At 63.6% G+C, this 19,815-nt stretch carries 15 protein-coding genes; 8 read left to right on the forward strand and 7 right to left on the reverse strand.

Features of this window, described 5'->3' with window-relative positions; genetic code table 11:
• Nucleotides 1-17: 17 nt before the first annotated feature.
• Nucleotides 18-1,541: an ABC transporter substrate-binding protein gene (locus tag ABCS02_RS17750; protein ID WP_345836992.1), complete on the reverse strand. Its 1,524-nt coding sequence runs from the start codon at nt 1,539-1,541 to the stop codon at nt 18-20.
• Between the two features lie 202 nt (nt 1,542-1,743).
• On the opposite strand from ABCS02_RS17750, the gene ABCS02_RS17755 reads away from it, so the two are divergent.
• The 3 genes from ABCS02_RS17755 (at nt 1,744) to ABCS02_RS17765 (ending at nt 6,691) form a co-directional block, all read left to right on the forward strand.
• Nucleotides 1,744-2,781, forward strand: a complete 1,038-nt coding sequence (locus tag ABCS02_RS17755; protein WP_345836993.1) for a LacI family DNA-binding transcriptional regulator — start codon at nt 1,744-1,746, stop codon at nt 2,779-2,781.
• 164 nt (nt 2,782-2,945) lie between these two features.
• Complete coding sequence (locus tag ABCS02_RS17760) at nt 2,946-4,523, forward strand: DUF4038 domain-containing protein (protein ID WP_345836994.1); 1,578 nt, start codon at nt 2,946-2,948, stop codon at nt 4,521-4,523.
• A 146-nt stretch (nt 4,524-4,669) separates the two neighbouring features.
• Nucleotides 4,670-6,691 carry a hypothetical protein gene (locus tag ABCS02_RS17765; protein WP_345836995.1) on the forward strand — a complete coding sequence of 674 codons (2,022 nt, stop codon included), beginning with the start codon at nt 4,670-4,672 and terminating at the stop codon, nt 6,689-6,691.
• Nucleotides 6,692-6,693: 2 nt separating this feature from the next.
• Here the strand turns inward: ABCS02_RS17765 and ABCS02_RS17770 are convergent, their stop codons facing one another.
• A complete protein-coding gene (locus tag ABCS02_RS17770; protein WP_345836996.1) occupies nt 6,694-7,356 on the reverse strand; it encodes a TetR/AcrR family transcriptional regulator in 663 nt (220 codons plus the stop codon).
• Between the two features lie 223 nt (nt 7,357-7,579).
• On the opposite strand from ABCS02_RS17770, the gene ABCS02_RS17775 reads away from it, so the two are divergent.
• Nucleotides 7,580-9,103, forward strand: a complete 1,524-nt coding sequence (locus ABCS02_RS17775) for an MFS transporter (protein ID WP_345836997.1) — start codon at nt 7,580-7,582, stop codon at nt 9,101-9,103.
• A 51-nt stretch (nt 9,104-9,154) separates the two neighbouring features.
• Here ABCS02_RS17775 and ABCS02_RS17780 read toward each other — a convergent pair whose 3' ends face one another.
• The gene (locus ABCS02_RS17780; RefSeq protein ID WP_345836998.1) at nt 9,155-9,769 is read right to left on the reverse strand and encodes a TetR family transcriptional regulator; all 615 of its coding nucleotides are present in this window, start codon (nt 9,767-9,769) and stop codon (nt 9,155-9,157) included.
• A gap of 62 nt (nt 9,770-9,831) precedes the next feature.
• On the opposite strand from ABCS02_RS17780, the gene ABCS02_RS17785 reads away from it, so the two are divergent.
• Nucleotides 9,832-11,280 (forward strand): MFS transporter, encoded by a 1,449-nt coding sequence (locus tag ABCS02_RS17785; protein ID WP_345836999.1) that lies wholly within the window; start codon nt 9,832-9,834, stop codon nt 11,278-11,280.
• A 4-nt stretch (nt 11,281-11,284) separates the two neighbouring features.
• Here the strand turns inward: ABCS02_RS17785 and ABCS02_RS17790 are convergent, their stop codons facing one another.
• The 3 genes from ABCS02_RS17790 to ABCS02_RS17800 form a co-directional block, all read right to left on the reverse strand.
• Entirely contained in the window at nt 11,285-11,812 is a 528-nt protein-coding gene (locus ABCS02_RS17790) for a TetR/AcrR family transcriptional regulator (protein WP_345837000.1), read from the reverse strand.
• A gap of 133 nt (nt 11,813-11,945) precedes the next feature.
• Nucleotides 11,946-12,740 carry an SDR family oxidoreductase gene (locus tag ABCS02_RS17795; RefSeq protein ID WP_345837001.1) on the reverse strand — a complete coding sequence of 265 codons (795 nt, stop codon included), beginning with the start codon at nt 12,738-12,740 and terminating at the stop codon, nt 11,946-11,948.
• Nucleotides 12,741-12,768: 28 nt separating this feature from the next.
• A complete protein-coding gene (locus ABCS02_RS17800) occupies nt 12,769-13,503 on the reverse strand; it encodes an SDR family oxidoreductase (RefSeq protein WP_345837002.1) in 735 nt (244 codons plus the stop codon).
• A 158-nt stretch (nt 13,504-13,661) separates the two neighbouring features.
• Here ABCS02_RS17800 and ABCS02_RS17805 point away from each other — a divergent pair, with 158 nt between their 5' ends.
• Entirely contained in the window at nt 13,662-15,053 is a 1,392-nt protein-coding gene (locus ABCS02_RS17805) for an MFS transporter (protein WP_345837003.1), read from the forward strand.
• A gap of 24 nt (nt 15,054-15,077) precedes the next feature.
• Nucleotides 15,078-16,811: a DUF5060 domain-containing protein gene (locus ABCS02_RS17810; RefSeq protein ID WP_345837004.1), complete on the forward strand. Its 1,734-nt coding sequence runs from the start codon at nt 15,078-15,080 to the stop codon at nt 16,809-16,811.
• A 7-nt stretch (nt 16,812-16,818) separates the two neighbouring features.
• Here ABCS02_RS17810 and ABCS02_RS17815 read toward each other — a convergent pair whose 3' ends face one another.
• Nucleotides 16,819-17,445 (reverse strand): TetR/AcrR family transcriptional regulator, encoded by a 627-nt coding sequence (locus ABCS02_RS17815; protein WP_345837005.1) that lies wholly within the window; start codon nt 17,443-17,445, stop codon nt 16,819-16,821.
• A gap of 110 nt (nt 17,446-17,555) precedes the next feature.
• Here ABCS02_RS17815 and ABCS02_RS17820 point away from each other — a divergent pair, with 110 nt between their 5' ends.
• Nucleotides 17,556-19,772 (forward strand): glycoside hydrolase family 3 C-terminal domain-containing protein, encoded by a 2,217-nt coding sequence (locus ABCS02_RS17820; protein WP_345837006.1) that lies wholly within the window; start codon nt 17,556-17,558, stop codon nt 19,770-19,772.
• Nucleotides 19,773-19,815 lie beyond the last annotated feature (43 nt).

The following is a 19,815-nucleotide window of genomic DNA, read 5'->3' on the forward strand; positions in this document are numbered from 1 at the left end:
GAACCTCTTCCCGGGTGTTACTTGAAGTCCCGCAGCAGCGGGTTGAGCGCGGCGAAGTCGGACGCCGGGTTCACGGTGATCTTGGAGTTGTAGGCGTAGAAGCCGTCCGGGTAGGCCATCGGCACGAACCACGCCTGGTCGGTGATGTACTTGTTGATGTCCTGCTCCGCCTTCTTCTGGTCGGCACCGCTGCTGCTGGTGATCTTCGCCCAGAGAGAGTCGATCGTGGCGTCGGGCTGGTGGGAGACGTTCCAGATTCCCCCGGTGAGGACGTAGTCGTAGATGTCCTGGAGGCTCTCACCGTAGTTCCCGAGCGGCCACAGCGGCACGGGGTACTTGCCACCAAGCAGATCGTTGAACATGTTCGGACCCGACAGCGCCTGCTGCTCGACTTTGATGTTGATCAGGCCAAGCTGCTGGGTGACGTACGGCAGGAGCTTGTCCACACCAGTGTTGGCGATCACGGGAATGGTAAGAGTGAAGCCGTTCTCGTAGCCGGCCTCCTTCATCAGCTCCTTGGCCTTGGTGACGTCGTACGGGTACGGGTCCTTCATGCCGTCGATGTACGCGTCGCTCCCCTGGCGGAAGATCTGCGTCGCAGGCTCAGCGTTGCCCAGGTAGAGCTTGTCGGCGACGGCCTGCTTGTCGAAGACCATGTTCATAGCCTGGCGGACCTTGAGGTTGCCCAGGGCCGGGATGGTCTTGCCCAGGTGATCAGTGATGAGCAGGCGGGTGGTCTCGCCCTTCAGCGTCTGCAGCTTCAGTCCGGAGGACTTCGCTTGGTTGACGGTAGAGGTCGTGACCAGCGACCCGTCGATCTGCCCGGTCTTCAGAGCGTTGATCACTGCCGTGTCGCTGGTGATCACCTTCACGACCAGGTTCTTGTACGGGTAGTCCTTCGAGCCCCAGTACGAGTCATTCTTCGTGAACGAATAGACCGAACCCTGAGTGGTCTTCGACTTGTTCAGCGTGTACGGGCCCGAACCGACCGGGTCGGTGAACGACTTGGAAGCGAATACCTTCGGGGTGGAGATCGGGACGTTGCAGGTGTTCAGCACGATCAGCGGGTTCGACGTCGGCCACGTAAGGCTGACATGCGTCGCATCGGGGGTCTCGACCTTCAGGCCCTTGTAGCGTGCCGAACCGGCACCACTGTTGGCCGCGTACTCGAAAGTGGCCTTGACCGCGGCAGCGTCCGCAGCAGTGCCGTCGGAGAATTTCTGCCCGGAGCGCAGGGTCGCCGTGAGGGTGCGGTTGTCGTCGCTGATCTTCCAGCTCTCCGCCAGGCCGGGCAGAGCCTTACCGAGCTTGTCGCACTGGATCAGGGTGTCCCAGACCGCCATCATCGGGTAGTTCTGGTAGGGCGGCTGGTTCGAGGGGTCCCAGCCGGTGATGTCGGCGGTGATGCCGAGCGTGAGGGTGTCCTTCGAGCCGGAAGCGGACGTGGACGAGGTTCCGGAAGTGCAGCCGCTGAGGGCGACAGCTGTGACCAGGACCGGGATCGACAGAGCGAGGAGCGCTCGTCGTCGGGTGCTTCGCATTGCAACTCCTTTGTTGGATGTGATGCTGTCGCGCCTCTGGTGCAAATGGTCACCTGCGTGGTGACAGCGACGTGCATCGTTCTACGTTTCGAAGGTAAGGACCCGCGCCAATCGCCGCAATAATGCGCCCTTTTTTTGCGCAAATTGGTCTCGATTTGGTCACATTGCCCGTCGGCCGCTAGTCGGCTAACGTCGGAGCACCATGTCATCCTCTGTCGATACCGACGCCACTTCACCGCGGCGTCGAGTCACTATCAGCGACGTCGCGCAGGCCGCTGGCGTCTCGACGTCGGCTGTGTCCAAGGTCCTCCGGTCGGCTTCAGGGGTGAGCCCGCAGATGCGCGCGCGGGTATCCGAGGCGATCGAGACGCTGCAGTATCGTCCCCACGCCGGCGCGCGCGGCATGCGCGGCACCTCCTTCACGATCGGCGTGATGGTGACAGAGTTCTCGTCGCCGTTCCAACCGGAGATCGCGGAAGGAATCAGCGATGAACTCGGTGACACGAACTATCAAGAGATCGTGGTCCGCGGGAGCACCGATCCGGCACAGCAGCGGCGCAGTCTGGAGGCCTTGTTCGACAGGCAGGTGGACGGTGTGATCGTGATTGCGCCGTGGACGTCGCAGGCGTGGCTGGAGGATCTCGGGCGCGACATCCCGACCGTCGTCGTTGCGCGCCACGGAACGTCCCGGAACTTCGACACCGTCGTCAGCGATGACCGCCGCGGGGCGCAGTTGATGGTGGAGCATCTCGTCCAAAACGGTCACACCCGGATCGCCCACACAGGCCAGCCCTCTGGTGGGTTGCGAGGACAGCATGTCCTTTCCCACACGGAGCGTCAGCGTGGCTACGAGATCGCAATGCGTGAGCACGGACTGGAACCTGAGCTCGTCGTGACCAATTACACCGAACAGGGGGGTTACGACGCGGCCCAGCTGCTGCTCGACCAAGCCGCACCACCGACGGCGATCTTTGCTGGAGCTGATATCGCCGCTCTCGGCGTGCTCCGCGCGGCGGATCAACGTGGCCTGCACGTTCCCGGTGACGTCGCCGTCGCGGGCTACGACGACATTCTGATCGCCGGGATCCCGCGGGTGGGTTTGACCACCATCAATCAGTCGGGCCGGGAGACGGGCCGGGCCAGCGCCCGACTCCTGCTCGAACGTATCCGCGGCCGCACGGAGCCGCTTCGTTACGTCGTCGCGCCCGTGCTCCGCCCCCGGAGCACGACCTCCGGTTAGTCGCGCAGGAGCCTTGGAGCCGGTGATCGCCATACCGAGCGTCTCAACGTTTCATTCCGTCGACATCGATCGGTTTTGCGCAAAATTATCCCGGGTCGAGCCTGCATGTTTGCAAGTCGGCAACGATGGATTGAACGCCGTTGAGGTCGACCTGAGGAGTAGCCGTGTCCCCCGTGACTGTGTGGAAACCCCGCGAGATCACTTTCGAGAGTGCCGCCGAGAAGCCAGACCCGGGCTCTCGAGTCGACGTATTGTTCACAGGACCTCAGGGGATCACGCTCCACCGGCCCGCCTTCTTTGACGGCGGCCGGCTCTGGCGCGTCCGCGTCGCTCTACCGGTAGCAGGCGACTGGACATACCAAACGACCGCCTCCGAAACCTCTGATCGTGGATTGCACGGCAACTCGGGGACTCTCACCTGCGCGGAAACGGAGCTCTCCCACCCCGTCTATGAACACGGTTTCCTCCGCGCCTCCCCGACTGGAACCTACCTTCAGCACCAGGACGGCACACCGTTCTTCTGGCTCGGCGACACTCACTGGCGGTTCGCCTGGGAACGCTGGGACGAGTCGAACAAACCAGGCTGGACGTCACAGTTCCGCGACACTGTTGATCTGCGAATTCGACAGGGATTCAGCGTGTATCAGTCGAACATTCTGTCGTGGACACCGCCGACGTTCTGGGATCGCCTCGTCAGCGATGACGAGCTCGACCTTTCCTTCTTCCGGGAGATCCTCGATCCACGATTCGAATACATCGCCAACGCCGGGTTGGTCCACGCAGTCGGGTTGGGCTGGTACAGCGCCGTCGACGAGCGACCCGCCGCGGTGGAACGATTCGCTCGCGAGATCGTGGCGCGATATGGCGCATATCCTCTGGTCTGGACGCTCGGGGGCGAAGTCGCGGGCTACGACCCTGAGCTGAGGACTCAGCGTCTTGACGCCTGGCGAAACGTCGCTCTCGCAATCCAGGAAGCGGACGCCTATCACCACCCCATCACCGCGCACCTGACGAACGAACGGCCAATGCCTGCTGACTTCCAGTCCGAGGATTGGCTGACCTTCGCGTTGAGCCAGCTCGGGCACGGAGACATGGACATGGGGAAGGCACACTGGGAGGACCACCTCCGAACCTATCCGGGGAAGCCACTGGTCGAGGGTGAAAGCTTCTACGAGGGCCTGACCAGCGTCGAATCGAACGGGCGCCGAACGGTCACCGACACGATGGTGCGCCAGGTCGCGTACCGGGCGATTCAATCCGGCTGCTGTGGCTACTCATACGGCGGCCAAGGCATCTGGAACGGTGCATGGGACGCGAATGACAGCACTTCGATGTGGGGCAGATCGCCCTGGTACGACGGAGTGGAGCTCCCGGGGGCGACGCAGATGGGATACCTGCGGCGCTTCTATGAAGGAATCGACTGGTGGATGCTGAAGCCGGCTCCAGAGTTGTTTAGTACCGACTTCTGGACCAACGAGCTGTTCTACTTCCCATTCGTCTCGGCAGATGAGAATCGCCTGACGGTGGTTGCCTACTTCGGCGAGACCTATAGGCACGACGAAGGCAACGCCCAAATCACCGGACTCCCCCAGACCGCGTTCACCCTCGGCTGGTTCGATCCGCGCACCGGCGAATCCTGGGTCGTGTCAATCGGAAACTCGCCGAACCAGGGGACATTGGAGATCCCGAAGCCGCCAGCAGACGGCGACTGGCTTTTCCTCCTCGTAGCCGACAACGGTTGATGAATCTTACCCGATAGACTAATTTGACGGTTCTTCTTGCGGCATCCGTCGTTGATATGCGCCGTCTGCAGCGATCAAACTTGGCATTCACTCAAGTTTCGCTTTACGCTAGACCTACGCGATGGCGCGACCCAGGAGGGATCCACATGTCTGAAACACTCGCTCGAGTTCAGTCCGAGGACGCGGTTTTCGATCGCCCGTTTATCGACCTCGACGAACAGCGCTCAGAGCCCTATTCCTACCGGTACGTTCACGGCGGCTTCCAAGGAACCGAGACTCGGTTCTCGTTCTACTTCCCTTCAAGCAACACTTACGAAGGGCGCTTCTTCCAGCACATCACTCCCGTTCCCGAGAGTGAGAATCTCGCACTCGGGTTCAACGGAATCGACGACAAGGTCGGCTTCGCATTCGACTCGGGTGCCTTCTTCGTCGAAACCAACGGCGGCGGGGCCATCGACTTGTCCAAGCCCCAACTGGACAACGACCCGAGCATCGGCGCCTTCCGCGCCAATGCCGCAGTTGCTCGGTATGCCAAGGAGGTCGCACGACAGGTCTATGGTGACCACCGCACGTATGGCTACGCCTACGGCGGCTCGGGCGGAGGGTTCCGCACGATCGCGTGTGCAGAGAACACGCGCGGCGCCTGGGACGGCTTCGTTCCCCACGTCATCGGGAGCCCGGTCGCAATCCCGAACGTCTTCACAGTGCGGATGCACGCGATGCGAGTCCTCCGGGACGTGCTCGATCGGATCGTCGATGCGACGGAGCCCGGGGCTGATCATGGTCTCGAAGACGGCCTCAACGACGAGCAGCGCGAAGCACTCACGGAGGTGACCAAGATGGGCTTTCCGCCGAAAGCTTGGTACGGCCACCGCACGATGGGCACTCAGGCGTTCGGCGTTCTATACCAGTCCCTCGAGGCAATCGACCCGACCTACTTCGATGATTTCTGGACGAAGCCTGGATATCTTGGCCACGACCCAGCCTCGTCGGTGCATCGCGACCGCGTCATCCTCTCGACCACTGTCACCGAGGTGTACTCCCGTTCCGAGGCAGCGCGTGCCGGCCTTCTCGGGGAGACGACCGGACCGGCCGGTGGAGTCGACGAGGCGTTCAAGGGCCCGCAAATCGGCGACGATGTCATGGTCGCGTTCCGCGTGGCCGACGCTCCCCACGTCGATCCGTCGAATTCCATCCTGACAGCTCTCGACGGCGAAGCGGAGGGCGTTCGCGCTAACCTGCAACGCATCGACGGCGACCTAGCCTTCGTTGACTTCCCCGACCTGTACCCGGGGCTCAAGAAGCTGCGAGTCGGCGACAAGGTGAAGGTCGACAACAGCAACTTCCTCGCGGCCCAGACCTACCACCGCCACCAGGTGCCGGGGGCCGAGTTCACCGTCTGGGACCAGTTCCGTGACACATCGGGCGCGCCGACCTACCCGCAGCGGGATCTTCTCGTCGGCCCACTGATGACCCGAGGCGCGTCCGGGGCCCTCCAGTCCGGCGATATCGAGGGCAAGATGATCGTCGTCGAGGCGATGCACGATCGCGAGGCCTACCCGTGGCAGGCCCACTGGTATGCAGGCAAGGTGCGGGAGCACCTCGGAACGGCCACCGACGATCACCTCCGGGTCTGGATGGTCGACCGGGCACTTCACGCCGATGTCGGCGCCCAAGAACACCCGACGCACACCGTCTCTTACCTCGGGGTACTGCACGTGGCACTCCGCCAGGTCTCTCGCTGGGCTGAAGAAGGGATCGCGCCCGCGCGGTCCACGAACTTTGCCGTGACTGACGGACAGGTGCTCGCACCCCGATCCGCAGATCGCAGACGGGGCGTGCAGCCCACCATCGATGTCACGTCGAACGGCTCCGACCGGGCCGAGGTCGCCGTAGGAGAGTCCGTAGCGTTCACCGCGATGGCGAGCGCGCCAGAGGAGGCCACGCGCATCGTCGAGATCGCATGGGATCTCGACGGTTCCGGCGCGTTCTCCGACACGGATCAGGTCCAGCCGGCGGCACAGGTCGAGTCCCAGCGGTCGGCTTCGTTTGCCACCCCTGGCGTCTACTTCGTCACCGCGCGTGTCGCGGCCCAGGATCGAGGCGACCTGACGAGCCCATACGCGCGGATCGAAAATCTTGGACGCGTGCGAGTCGTCGTGAGTTGAGCCTACGGCTGCAGGTCGTCCAGGCGCATCCGCGCAGCCATCACCTGCTCGCCGAGCAGGAGCCGCAATGCCTGCAGGAGCAGTCGATTGACCTCGACATCATCGTGGAGGAAGGCCATGGCACCGAGACCGTTCCACATGGCGATGAACTGCGTCGCCGCGTCGCGCGCATTTACGGCTGGGTGCGCCAGGCCGGCGCTTTGCCTCGCCTGAATGAGCTTGGCGAAGATACCGATGGACCGCGCATCCCGTTCCTCGAAATAGGTCGCTGCCGGGCTCCCGGGTGTCGCAGCCTGACCACGCAGCATGTAGAGAAGACGGGCGCGTGCACTCGTGTCGACCCCACTGGTTGCCGAGAGCGTGTCGGCGAACAGATCCAGGCCATGGGGATCCGGCTCGAAATCGCTGCTGAACAGATCCGTCACACCAGACTCAGCTGCCGTGAGCTCGTCCGCTCTCTGGAGTGCCGCCACCAGCATGTGGTCCTTGGACGGGAAGTGGTAGAGGACAGTTGCTTCGCTGATGCCCGAGCGATCCGCCACCAGCGTGGTGGTTACGCCCTCGTGACCGACCTCGTCGATCAGCTCCAGGACAGCACTCGCGATGTCCTCGCGGCGTTTGAGCGATCGCGCGTATGGGCCGCGCTTCGAACCGAGATTGCTCATTCGATCACCTTAGCCAACTTCTCGAACATTGGTATTTGCTCCATTTTCACACGTCAAGTGTCGGAAAAGAACGATCTGTGTTCACAACAGATCGCTCGTCTCCGTTTGAAAACATGCGTACACTCAACTTTCATCTTGCTTTTTACGCTGACGAGGACGTACAGTTTTTTCACCAAGCCTCCGCAGCCGTATTCTCGGCTCACACACTCAAGGAATGATGACGATGGCGTCGATCAAGGAAGCACCCACCGTGGAGAAGCCCTCAAAAGAGGAACGCGCGAGCGCGAAAGCGCTGAAACGCCAGGACAGGGTCTCGATCTGGCGGGTCATCCCCTGGTCCGCCCACTCATTCTCGATGAACGCGCTAGTTGTCATGACCGGCTACTTCACGATCTACGCGACCGACACTCTGCGGCTGAACCCCGCCGTCGTCGGCATCCTCCTCGTCGTGAGCAAGATTTTGGACGCAGTTGGAGCGCTTTTCACGGGATGGCTCGTAGACCGCGCCCCCGAGACGAAGTGGGGCAAGGCACGGCCGTTCGACCTCATCATCATCGCCTGCTGGGCAGCCACGGCGTTCATGTTCTCAACACCCGGCGCTCTCGGCGATGTTGCCAAGTACATCTGGCTGTTTAGCTCCTACATCCTGCTCACCGCTCTCTTCATGCCGCTCTACCAGGCGAACAACCCGCTCTTCACGGCCCGGGTGTTCCCCCGACGAGAGCACTACAGTGATGTCTCCGCCAAAACCGGACTCGTCACAGTCCTCGTCGCGATCATCATCACGGTGGGCATGCCGATCGCGATCCAAACAGCAGGCAAGGATCCTGCAGCGTGGTCCCTCGTCGCTATCTGCATCGCAGTTCCCGCGACACTAATCGGTCTCGTCCGGTTCTGGGTATTCCGCGAGTCGAAGGACGCAGCCGAGATCCAGGCCGTGCGCGTGAGCATGCGGGAGATCTTCGGTACCCTCCGCACGAACCCGTACATCTGGGTGCTCTCGGGCATGGCGGTGCTCGTCGGGCTTTATGGAAGCATCTCTGCAGGCGCGTACTACTTTCGCTACATCGTCGGCAACATCGGCCTGCAGGGCATTGTCGCCATTTCGTACGTGGCACTCATCCCGCTGATGTTCTTCTTCCCAGCACTCATCCGCAAGTTCTCGATCTCGCGAATGATCGCAATCTCCAGCTTCATTGGCGTCATTGGCTACATGGTGATGATGTTCGCCGGTGCAAACCTCCCCCTGATCATGGTCTCGGCCGTCTTGACCGGCCTCGCGGCGCTGCCAGTCAACTTCCTTGCGCCGATCCTGATCATCGACAACGCAACGTACAACGAATGGAAGGGCAACCGTCGTCTCGAAAGCGTGGGCGGCGCGCTCTACTCTTTCGCCGGCACGGTGGGCGCAGCGCTCGCTGCAGGCGTGCTCGGAATCGTCTTGGCGGTCTCCGGATATGCCGGCGCGGCCAGCACGCAGAGTCCAACCGCCGTCCACGGAATCATCGCGCTCAACAGCTGGATCCCCGCCATCTTCGCCCTCATCACGGGGATCGTGGCACTGCGCTATCACCGCCTGGAGCAGAACATGAAGTCCATCAGCTCCGAAGTCCTCGCGCGGCGAGAGGTAGCCGTCGAAACCGAGATCATTTCCGGCGCCCCGCTGACCGGGACCGAAGCAGTCCGGGTCGTGCGCAAGGAGCGCAACGCCCCCTTCGGACACTCAGAACGCAAGCGCGATCACTGAGCCCTGACACAACCAGACCAGCGCGGCCCCACCTCGCGGTGTGGGCCGCGCTCATTGATCCCGCGAATCGAAACCAGTAATGTCCAGCCGGACGGCCGCAGCGCCATCGACAAGGCGGAACGCAGTGTCGTACGCATCGCCGAGGTCGAGGGCCGGATCCGCGGCCCACAAGCTCCAGCCGAGCTCGATGGCTCCCGACGCGGTAATGGCGACGGCCAACGCGGTCTGCCGGTCGTGCACAAACGGTTCCAGCGCGGAAGCAAGCGTCGCGCGTTGGTCGGCCCGATCGACAGCGAGCCGCGCACGAAGCGATGGGTTCGCCACGATCATTGCGATCCGTCCGCGCAGTCGCACCGGATTCGCGCGCGATGTCGCCACCGTGGGCTCCAGAGCCCGACGCACGGCATCAAGGGCAACCTGCCCTGGCTCAGCCTGCACGCGCACGCGGTCGGCAAGCGAGTCGTGCTCGTCTCGCAGCGCGGAAACGACCGCGTCCTCCTTCGAGCCGAAGTACCGAAAGAACGTCGCGCGCGAGACGCCGATGCTCTGCGCAATCTCGTCCACCGTCACGTCATCGAACCCGTGCTCCGCGCAGAAGTCGGAAGCCGCGGTCGCGAGCTGCGCACGCAGAATTTCCCGGCTGCGCTCCCGAACGGCATTGGTCACTCGGATAGTCTAAACGCGATACGCTATCTCTTGCATGAGACGCAGTCTCACGAAAGGGAACCATGCCAGACCACCCCCGAACCACTCGTCCCTACGGATTCGTCATCGCCGTTCTTGCGTTCGCGGGCTTGGGCGCATCCTTCATGCAGACGATCCTCATCCCGATTCAGCCGCGGCTTCCGCAACTGTTGCACGCGTCCGGTGAGGACACCCCCTGGGTCATCACATCGACGCTTATTGCCGCTGCGATCTGCACGCCCATCGCCGGCCGCCTCGGCGACATGTACGGAAAACGCCGGATCGCTATGGCACTCCTTCTGCTCCAAGCGGCGGGAGCGATCCTGGCCGCACTGTCCTCTGCCCTCATCCCGCTGATCATCGCTCGCGTCCTGCAGGGAATGGCCGCCGGCGTGATCCCGCTCGGCATCTCCATCCTGCGCGACGTCCTGCCGGCGAAACGTCTCGGATCGGCCGTCGCGCTCGTCAGCGCCACGCTCGGCGTGGGCGGAGCCCTCGGCCTTCCTTTGAGTGCGCTTGTCGCTGAGAACTTCGACTGGCACGCTCTGTTCTGGGTTGCGGCAGGAATCGCTGTGGCATGCTTCCTCCTCTACGCCGTGTTCGTGCCCGCGAGCACAATGCGAACACCCGCCCGACTCGACGTCGTCGGGATCGTGGGACTTTCGCTCGGCCTGATCGGCGTCCTCATCGCCATCTCGCGGGGAAGCGAATGGGGTTGGGGCGACACGCGCACGCTGGGATTCCTGATCGCTGGAATCGTCGTCCTGCTCGCGTGGGGCTTCCTGGAACTGCACATCACCGACCCGCTCGTGGACCTCCGTGTCAGCGCGCGCGGAGCGGTGCTCCTGACCAACCTCGCCTCAGCCGCGATGGGCTTCGCCCTCTTCGCATCCAACGTGGTGTTTCCGCAGCTTCTCGAACTGCCCGTCGGCACAGGAATCGGCCTGGGCCTCTCCCTCGTGGCCGCTGCCCTCGTCTTGGCGCCCTCCGGGGTCGCGATGATGGCCATATCGCCGATCGCTGGACGCCTGGAGCGGCTCCGCGGGCCCAAGCCCCTTCTAATCGCAGGCGCAGGAGTCATCGGAATCAGTTACGCGGCGGCGATCCTCTTCCACGCCGAGTTCTGGCAGATCTTGATCGTGAACATTCTTCTCGGCGTCGGAGTCGGGCTCGGGTATGCGGCCATGCCGGCACTGATCATGCAGGCGGTTCCCGCATCGGAGACGGGCGCGGCGAACGGGCTCAACGCCCTGATGCGCTCGCTCGGGACATCGATCGCCTCGGCGGTCATCGGCGCCGTCCTCGCCCAATCCGTGACAACCAGCGGCGGAGTGACCGGGCCGACCGAGCAGGGCTTCATGGCGACGCTCGCGATGGGACTCGGGGCCGCCTTACTGTGCGTGTTGTTGGCAGTTCTCATCCCTCGCACAAAGAAGTTCCCAGAGACGGCAGCCGTGCTCGAGGCACCTCTTGAGGACGCAGTCAGCGCGTGAGCGCTCAGTGGTTCGAAGCAGTCCCCACGGCGTCGAACGCGGCGTCGAGAGCCGCCTCGAACCGCTCCCTGCCAGACGAGTCTGACCACTCGATGACCGCGACATCCAACGCCGCTAGGGCTGCGGCCGCACGGGCTTGCGCCTGACGTGGTGACGTCTCGGGGCGCCGCGCCACAGCGGCCTCGGCGATTACATCGCGCCACTGATCCCGCTGCAACGCCAAGGATCCGCTGAGGCCCGGGTTGGTACGGACCGACTCGACCAGCTGCAGGAGCCGCTGGGCGTTCGTCCCATGTGCCTCGGTGATTGCGTCGAAGGCGCGGCGCAGCGCAATCCAATCCGATTCGTCGGACGGGCGCTCCCGGAGTCGCTGAGCAATCTGGTTGCCGACCGACATTAGACCCCCGACCACAGCTTCCGCTTTCGAGCCCACGTAGCGCAGGTACGTGCTGCGAGAGACTCCCGCAGCATCGGAAATCTCCACGAGGGTTACATCGTCGAATCCGCGCTCAAGGACGAGCTCCAGGGTCACCTGTTCGAATCGCTCTCTCAGCGCGTCGAACGCGATAGCCCTACTCTGTCCCCGAAGCACCTTCCGACTATAGACGCGGGCGTGGGTGCGTCGCGGAGACGACGGCCATGGGCCGGCCGTCTCCGCGTCCGGCTTAGCGTCCGGCATCCATGTTCGAACCGCCGTCGACCATGAGAGTGTGGCCGGTGATGTAGCTCGACGCGTCGCTCGCGAGGAACACCGCCACCGAGGCGACCTCGTCGCCGCCGCCGAAACGCCCGACCGGGATCTGCGTGACCATCCAGTCCCGCGCCTCCTGGCCGGCGTTCTCGAGGAAGACCTTCATGGCAGGGGTGTCGAAAGCGGCGGGGCAGATCGCGTTGACCCGGATGCCGTCGGCACCCCACTCGCGCGCGACGACCCGGGTGGTCGCGCGGATGGCCTCCTTCGTCGCGGCGTACGCGAAGTGATCCTTGAGTCCCCCCACACCCGCGCCCGAGCCTAGGTTGATCACGCGTCCGCCACGTTCCTTGAGCGTCGGGTGGGCGGCCTGCATGAAATAGTAGGTGCCGTACAGTCCGCTCGTGAGGTGCGCCTGGAGGAGCGCCTCATCGGTCTCGAGGAACGATCGTTGGACCACGCGCACGTTCTGGGCATTGTTCACGAGGACGTCGATGCCTCCGAAGTCGGAGATGACCTGGTCGACGGTCGCGTCCACTTGCTCGCGAACGCTGACATCGCAGGTGATCGCGAGTCCGGGCGCGCCGAACTGTGACAGCTCGCCGGCGACCGACGCCGCCGTGTCTGCGTTCATGTCTATGACCGCGACCTGGGCGCCGGCCTGCGTCATCGCAATGGCGATATCCCGTCCGAGTCCTTGGCCAGCACCGGTCACCAGGGCGACCTGGCCGTCGAGGGAGCCTTCGAGAAACGAGAGGTTGCGTGTCACTGTGTGACCTTTCTGTTGGGGGATTACTTCAGTAGTGGGCGAGGCCGGCGCTCTCGCCGCCGTCGGCGACGAACTCGGCTCCCGTCGAGAACGACGAGTCGTCGCTCGCTAGGAAGAGCACAAGCGAGCTGAGCTCGGACATCTCGCCGAGCCGGTGCAGCGCCACGTGGTTCTGCGGAAAGTCGAGACCGCCGATCATGGGCGTGCGGATGAGACCGGGGTGGATGGTGTTGACCCGGACGTTGTACCGACCGAGGTCGAGCGAAGCGTTCTTGGTCAGGCCGCGAAGACCGAACTTCGATGCGTTGTAGCCGGTGATCTGCTCGTACCCCTGTAGGCCGGCGTCCGAGGAGACGTTGATGATCGACCCGTGACCGGAAGCCTTGAGCGCCTCAGCGCTCGCTCGGATTCCGTAGAACGCACCGCTCAGGTTGACACTGATCACCAGGTCCCAGTCGGCCACTGGGTGCACATCAATCGGAGCGCTTCGCACGATGCCGGCGTTGTTGATCAAGATGTCCAGTCGCCCGAACGCGGCCAGCGAAGTGGCGACCGCGGTCTCCCATTGCGCGTATTCCCGCACGTCGAGATGCACGTACCTGGCCCGGCCACCGAGCTCCGCGGCAAGGGCAGCTCCCTCGTCGTCAAGGACATCGCCGATCACCACTGAGGCCCCCTCGTCGACGAGTACGCGCGCATGCTCGGCGCCCATCCCCCGCGCGGCCCCGCTGATCAATGCGACTCGACCATCAACTCGACCCATGACTCACTCCTTTTCTTGGAACGCAGTGTCAAAAGTAACACCGCATTCCAGAATTGTGAACGTGCTTCAAGGGAGGGAGGTGTGCTACATTCCCCGTAATTCGAAATTAGTATCTAATTTCGAAATTCACCCGAAAGCCCTGATCAAGGAGGATCCCGATGTCCGACACCCCCACGTCCCGAGCAGCGTCGGAACAGTTGACTCCCGCTGTTGGCGGGGAGCCCATCGAGGGCGGCATCCCTGTCGGACAGGCGCTCGAAGGCAGTACTGCCGCGGCCGCGGCCATCGATGTCGAAACACCTTCGCTGCCGCGCAAGCGCGTCGGGCGCAGCTACATCACCCTTGTCACCTTTGCCGCGTTCGGCGGCTACCTCGCGCTCGTCACGCCCATCGCCCTCTCCCTCTCGCTCAAGGTCGAGGAACTCGCGCCAGGCCACCCCGAGATCCTCGGCTATATCACCGGCATTGGCGCGATCGCGGCTCTCCTTGCGACACCGATCATCGGCATGTTCAGCGACAGGACCCGATCGCGGCTCGGCCGCCGTCGCCCCTACCTCATCGCGGGAACGATCCTCGGACTCATTGCTCTCGCCGGCCTCGCAATCGCACCGAATCTCATCGTCCTCGGGATCGCCTGGGTGCTCACCCAGCTGGGCTGGGGTGCGATGGTTTTGCCCGGCATCATCTACTCCCAGGCAGACAAGGTGCCTGAGGAGCAGCGCGGCAAGGTCTCCGGGCTCGTCGGATTCGTCCAGAATCTTGGCCCCATCGTCGGTGCCGGGTTGGCCTCAGCCTTCATCGGCAAGGACCTTCTCGTTTTCCTTGTCCCTGGCGTCATCGGTGCGATCACCATCGCCCTGTTCGTGATCTTCGTCAAAGACGACCCCAATCCCTCGCTCGTCAACACGGAGAAGCTCCGCCTCAGCACCTTCTTCGGCAACCTCGTCTTCAACCCGCGCAAGCATGTCGACTTCGCTTGGAACTGCCTCGGACGCGTGATCTTCAACCTCGGTCTGAGCTTCTCCACGACCTTCACGACCTTCTTCTTCGCCGCTCGCATGGGCGTGACGGTCAGCCAGATCGGCGGAATTATCGTCATCCTCTCGATCGGCGGGGTCCTCACCGGATCACTCGGCGCCCTCGGAGGCGGATGGCTCTCCGATAAACTCAAGCGACGGCGCCTGCTCGTCATGGTCTCAGCCGTCCTCTTCACCGCCGGCGTCTTGATCATGGCCTTCAGCACCGCGCTCCCGTTGCTCATCACGGGCTCGCTGATCACCTCGATCGCTGTCGGCGCGTTCGCCTCAGTCGACCAGGCAATCGTCCTCGACATCCTGCCTGAGCGCGACACCGACGCGGGACGCTACATCGGGATCAACAACTACGCCACGATGCTCCCCCAGGCCATTGGCCCGCTGATCGCTTCTGTCATCCTCGTCATCGGCGTCACGGGCGCCGACAAGAACTATGGCCTCCTCTTCATCGTCGCCGCGATCTGCACACTGATCGGTGGTTCCATCATCCTCGCCAAGGTTCGCGGCACGCGCTGAACGCCGCATTTAGCAGCAACGACCATGGCAACGGCGGACCGGCAGACCCGTGTTTCGGAGATCCTCGACGACGAACGGGGACGCTCCGCGCTCCGTGTTGCCCTCCCACAGCTATTCGAGCTGCCTGAGAGCGCCGACACGGTCCGAACCATGGTCATCGGAACCCTGATGGACTACGCCCGACTTGACACCGCGGCGAGCTCGGCGCTTCTTGCCGAGCTCGCTCACGTCGAGGTCTCCGGGACGGTCGAGCAGCCTCCAATCACCCCGGATCCCGGGTACGAGTCAGCGGATGTGCCCGAGGGCACCGCTCGGCTCGATGCACCCGCAACGACGCAACAGTGGGAGACATTCGACCTGCGGTTGACCGGTCCGGCGCACGGCAATCCGTACGTGGACGTCGATGTGTGGGCCGATTTCTCCGACGACGATGGAGTAATCCGCGTAGGTGGCTTCTACGACGGCGACGGCCAGTACCGAATTCGGTTCCTGCCGACGCGTCCGGGGACCTGGAGCTTTACGACCGGATCGACAGCTCGATCCCTGAACGCCATCGTGGGGTCTGTCCACGTCGACGCCGGATCCGCTCCCGGACCGGTCCGCGCCGACGGAACACACTTCACCTACGCCGATGGTCGCCCCTTCGTCCCCATCGGGACGACGCTCTACGCCTGGACTCACCAGGAGGAGGAGCACGAGCGAGAGACCCTCGTCTCGCTCGCAGCCAGCCCCTTCACCAAGGTCCGTATGTGCGTGTTCCCCAAGCACTACAACCTCACCCGGAGCGAGCCGCCCCGTTTTCCCTTCCCGCACGACGACGACGGAGAATGGGATACGACTCGATTCGATCCAGAGTTCTTCCGTCACCTCGAATCCAGGATCATCGATCTTGCCCAGCTCGGCATTCAAGCCGACGTCATACTTTTCCACCCCTATGACCGGTGGGGATTCCAGTCGATGGGTACGGCAGCGGACGATCGCTACACGCGCTACCTGGTCCGTCGACTTGCCGGTTTCGCCAACGTTTGGTGGTCGCTCGCCAACGAGTACGACCTCATGCCAGACAAACGGGACCACGACTGGCATCGGATCGCGCGAGTCATCCAATCGGAAGACCACGCATCCCATCTTCTGTCGATCCACAATGGCACCCGCATATTCGACCACGGTGCCGAATGGGCGACACACTGCAGCATCCAGAAGATCGATGCGGACTCACCGGTCGCTCACGTGGAGACCTGGCTTTCACAGTGGCGCAAGCCGGTCGTTGTGGACGAGTTCGGGTACGAAGGCGACGTCGATTTCGAATGGGGTTCCCTGACCGCCGAGGAGGTCGTACGCCGATTCTGGGGGATCATGATCCGCGGCGCGTACGCCACGCATGGCGAAACGTACCTCAATGATCAGTCCCGTCTCTGGTGGGCGACCGGCGGCACACTCGCCGGCGAGTCGCCGCGCCGGGTCGCCTTCCTAGCCGGGCTTGTGAACGAATGCCCGTCCGGGCGTCTCGACCCACTCAGCGGTCTCTCGCACATCAAACGGGCCGGCATCGCGGGCGAGTACGAACTCGTGACCTTCAGCCACTTCCAACCCAAGTCCTACACATTCACCTGGCCGGAAGGCGTCCCCGCCATCGTCGATTTCATTGACCCGTGGGCGATGACGATCCAGCAACAGCCTGGCCAGCACTCGGGTACCTTCTCCATGGAGTTGCCTCGGCAGAGCGACCTGGTCGTCCGGGTGCGGCGTCATGAGTGACCGTCGGTCAGTAGATGCCTTTCAGAAGCGCATCCACGAGAGCCTGGAGGCTTTCCGCGACGTCCACTTCCTCCGGGTGATAGAGCCACTGCAATTGCAGCCCGTCGAGAGCAGCCACGAAGAGGCTTGCCAAGGCCCGCGGGGACGCATCCACGCGCAACAACCCCTTGGCCTGATGCATTTCGAACAACGCCGTCAGGTACGTTCTCAGGTTGTCGTACCGTTCCCGGTACAACTCGTGCGCCGGATGCTCCGCATCCGTCGCCTCTGCACTGATCGTGGTGTGCAGTTGCAGCAGACCGGGCCGAAGCGCGTTATCGCGCACGACATCCAATTGCGCGTGGAAGAAGTCGTGCTGGTCGGTCGACCGCATGATCGACGACATCTGCAAGTCGCGCTCCTTGAGCACCTCGACCAGCAGGGCCGCCTTGTCCGGAAAATGATGAATCAGACCGGTCTGGCTGATCCCGGCACGCTGAGCGATGTCCTTCATCGTCGACCCGTGGAAGCCGCTCACACTGAACGCCTCGATGCACGCAACGAGGATCGACTCCCGCACCGCCTCGCTCTTCGCGTAACGGCCGCGAGGACCACCGCCAGGCGGCGTCTGCTGCGGGATCTGCTCGGCGGACATGCCACTGATTCTAGCTTTGCAGCCCCTCCCTCTCTGCCAACGCTGGTCACGTCAACACCGTGATCCGAAGGCCTGAACCACCAACCCGGACCATCCCAGAAAGGTCATCCATGCGACACCCGCACCTCGACTCCCTCTCCCTCGACGAGAAGACCTCCCTGCTCAGCGGGGGCTCCTTCTGGCGCTCCGCCGACATCGAACGCGTCGGCATCACCGGAGCCACACTGACCGACGGCCCCCACGGCGTCCGCAAGCAGGACGCAGCAGCAGATCATCTCGGCATCAACGAGAGCATCCCCTCGACAGCGTTTCCGACGGCCGCAGCAACCGGGTCGAGTTGGGACACCGACCTTCTCGAGCGGATGGGCGCGGCACTGGGCGTCGAGAGCCGCGAGCTCGGTGTCGACGTCCTCCTCGGTCCCGGCGTCAACCTGAAGCGATCGCCGCTGTGCGGACGATCGTTCGAGTACTTCTCCGAAGACCCGTTGCTTTCGGGAAAGCTCGGAGCCGCCTGGGTGCGTGGCCTCCAGGATCAGGGCGTGGGTGCCTCCGTCAAGCACTTCGTCGCCAACGACCAGGAGACCGACCGCCAGCGCATCAGCGCCGAAGTAGACGAGCGCACCTTACGAGAGCTTTACCTTCGCCCGTTCGAGATCATCGTCGAAGAAGCTCGTCCTGCAACTGTGATGTGCTCCTATAACCGCATCAACGGTGTGTTCGCCTCAGAGAACCGATGGCTCCTCACCTCCGTCCTGAGAGACGAGTGGGGATTCGACGGTTATGTCGTTTCCGACTGGGGCGCAGTGACGGACGCCGTCGCGGCGGTCGACGCGGGCCTCGACCTTGAAATGCCGCCCAGCCATGGCCGTGGGCCCGCCGCGGTCGCCGCCGCCGTCCAGTCGGGACGGATCAGTGAGGACACCATCGACGAAGCCGCGAGTCGTATCCTCACCGTTCACGAGCGTCTTCGCGCCACGCGCCGGCCGGTCACTGCCGACTGGGACGCGCACCACACCTTGGCTCGGGAGATCGCCGCCGCCAGCGCCGTCCTTTTGAAGAACGAGGGCCGTATCCTGCCGCTCGACCCGTCGAACGGCGGCACCATTGCGGTGATCGGTGAGTTCGCTCGCACACCGCGATATCAGGGGGCCGGCAGCTCGCACATCAACCCGACTCGTCTCGACGATGCCCTGTCGGCTATCAGAAGCCGAGCCGGCCGCAATGTCGCCTTCGCTCCAGGATTCACGATCGACAGCGACGACGACGGAAGTCTCCGGACGCAGGCGGTGGAGATTGCGCGTACCGCAGAAGTGGCCGTTGTCTTCCTCGGCCTGCCACCGATCGACGAGTCCGAAGGGTACGACCGCACGCACCTCGAGCTCCCACGGACGCAGCGACAACTCGTCGCGGAAGTCCTCGACGTCAACAAGAACGTCATCATCGTTCTCAGCAACGGGTCCGTTGTGAACATGGAAGACTTCCGTGACCAGGCGCCGGCGATTCTCGAAATGTGGCTGGCCGGACAGGCCGGCGGCAGTGCGACAAGCGACATCCTCTTCGGCGACCGTGAACCGGGCGGACGTTTGGCCGAGACGATCCCTCTCCGCCTCAAGGACACCCCCGCGTTTGTCAACTGGCCAGGCGGCGACGGACGGGTTCACTACGGCGAGCGCGTGTACATCGGCTACCGCTGGTATGACGTCACCGACCGCGATGTGGCCTACCCGTTCGGACACGGATTGAGCTACACCGAGTTCGCGTACTCGGACCTCGTCCTGACCGCCGACCCGGAGGGAGCGATTGTGGAGTTGAGCGTAAGCAACGTCGGCGAGCGCCTCGGGTCGGAGGTCGTCCAGGTTTACGTGGGCGATGTCGAGTCAAGTGTCGACCGCCCGATCAGGGAACTCGCCGGGTTCCTGAAGGTCGTGCTCGATCCCGGCCAGTCCAAGAGAATTCGAGTCCCGGTGGACGGCCGAGCATGGTCGTTCTGGAGCAAGGACGGATGGCGTGCCGAGACCGGCGACTTCGAGATCGCCGTCGGAGCCTCCTCCCGCGATCTGCGGCTCGTGACCACGGTCACAATCGATTTTCCTGACTCGGAGCCTCCGCTGGACTCCGATTCGACGCTCGGCGATTGGGTGACCCATCCGCGTGGGCTGCCAGTGCTCGAGGACGCCTTGCTCGGGTTGCACCCCGAGGCTCGCAACCTGACCAGCGGCGAAGTCCTGCGGCTCTCCTCCTCCATTCCTCTTCGACAGTTGTTCGGGATGGCCGGTTCAAGCGACCCGAACGGACTCGTTTCAGATTTACTGGCCCGAGTGCAGTAGGTCCCAACAGAACAGACCGGGCCGGCGCATGGCGCCGGCCCGG

The organism is Microbacterium sp. X-17 (assembly GCF_039615055.1).

Excerpts from the sequence above, each read along its gene's own strand:
- ABCS02_RS17770 (WP_345836996.1), bottom strand. The coding sequence starts at position 7,356 with ATGAGCAATCTCGGTTCGAAGCGCGGCCCATACGCGCGATCGCTCAAA.
- ABCS02_RS17820 (WP_345837006.1), top strand. The coding sequence starts at position 17,556 with ATGCGACACCCGCACCTCGACTCCCTCTCCCTCGACGAGAAGACCTCC.
- ABCS02_RS17750 (WP_345836992.1), bottom strand. The coding sequence starts at position 1,541 with ATGCGAAGCACCCGACGACGAGCGCTCCTCGCTCTGTCGATCCCGGTC.
- ABCS02_RS17805 (WP_345837003.1), top strand. The coding sequence starts at position 13,662 with ATGTCCGACACCCCCACGTCCCGAGCAGCGTCGGAACAGTTGACTCCC.
- ABCS02_RS17815 (WP_345837005.1), bottom strand. The coding sequence starts at position 17,445 with ATGTCCGCCGAGCAGATCCCGCAGCAGACGCCGCCTGGCGGTGGTCCT.
- ABCS02_RS17810 (WP_345837004.1), top strand. The coding sequence starts at position 15,078 with ATGGCAACGGCGGACCGGCAGACCCGTGTTTCGGAGATCCTCGACGAC.
- ABCS02_RS17785 (WP_345836999.1), top strand. The coding sequence starts at position 9,832 with ATGCCAGACCACCCCCGAACCACTCGTCCCTACGGATTCGTCATCGCC.
- ABCS02_RS17800 (WP_345837002.1), bottom strand. The coding sequence starts at position 13,503 with ATGGGTCGAGTTGATGGTCGAGTCGCATTGATCAGCGGGGCCGCGCGG.
- ABCS02_RS17765 (WP_345836995.1), top strand. The coding sequence starts at position 4,670 with ATGTCTGAAACACTCGCTCGAGTTCAGTCCGAGGACGCGGTTTTCGAT.
- ABCS02_RS17755 (WP_345836993.1), top strand. The coding sequence starts at position 1,744 with ATGTCATCCTCTGTCGATACCGACGCCACTTCACCGCGGCGTCGAGTC.
- ABCS02_RS17775 (WP_345836997.1), top strand. The coding sequence starts at position 7,580 with ATGGCGTCGATCAAGGAAGCACCCACCGTGGAGAAGCCCTCAAAAGAG.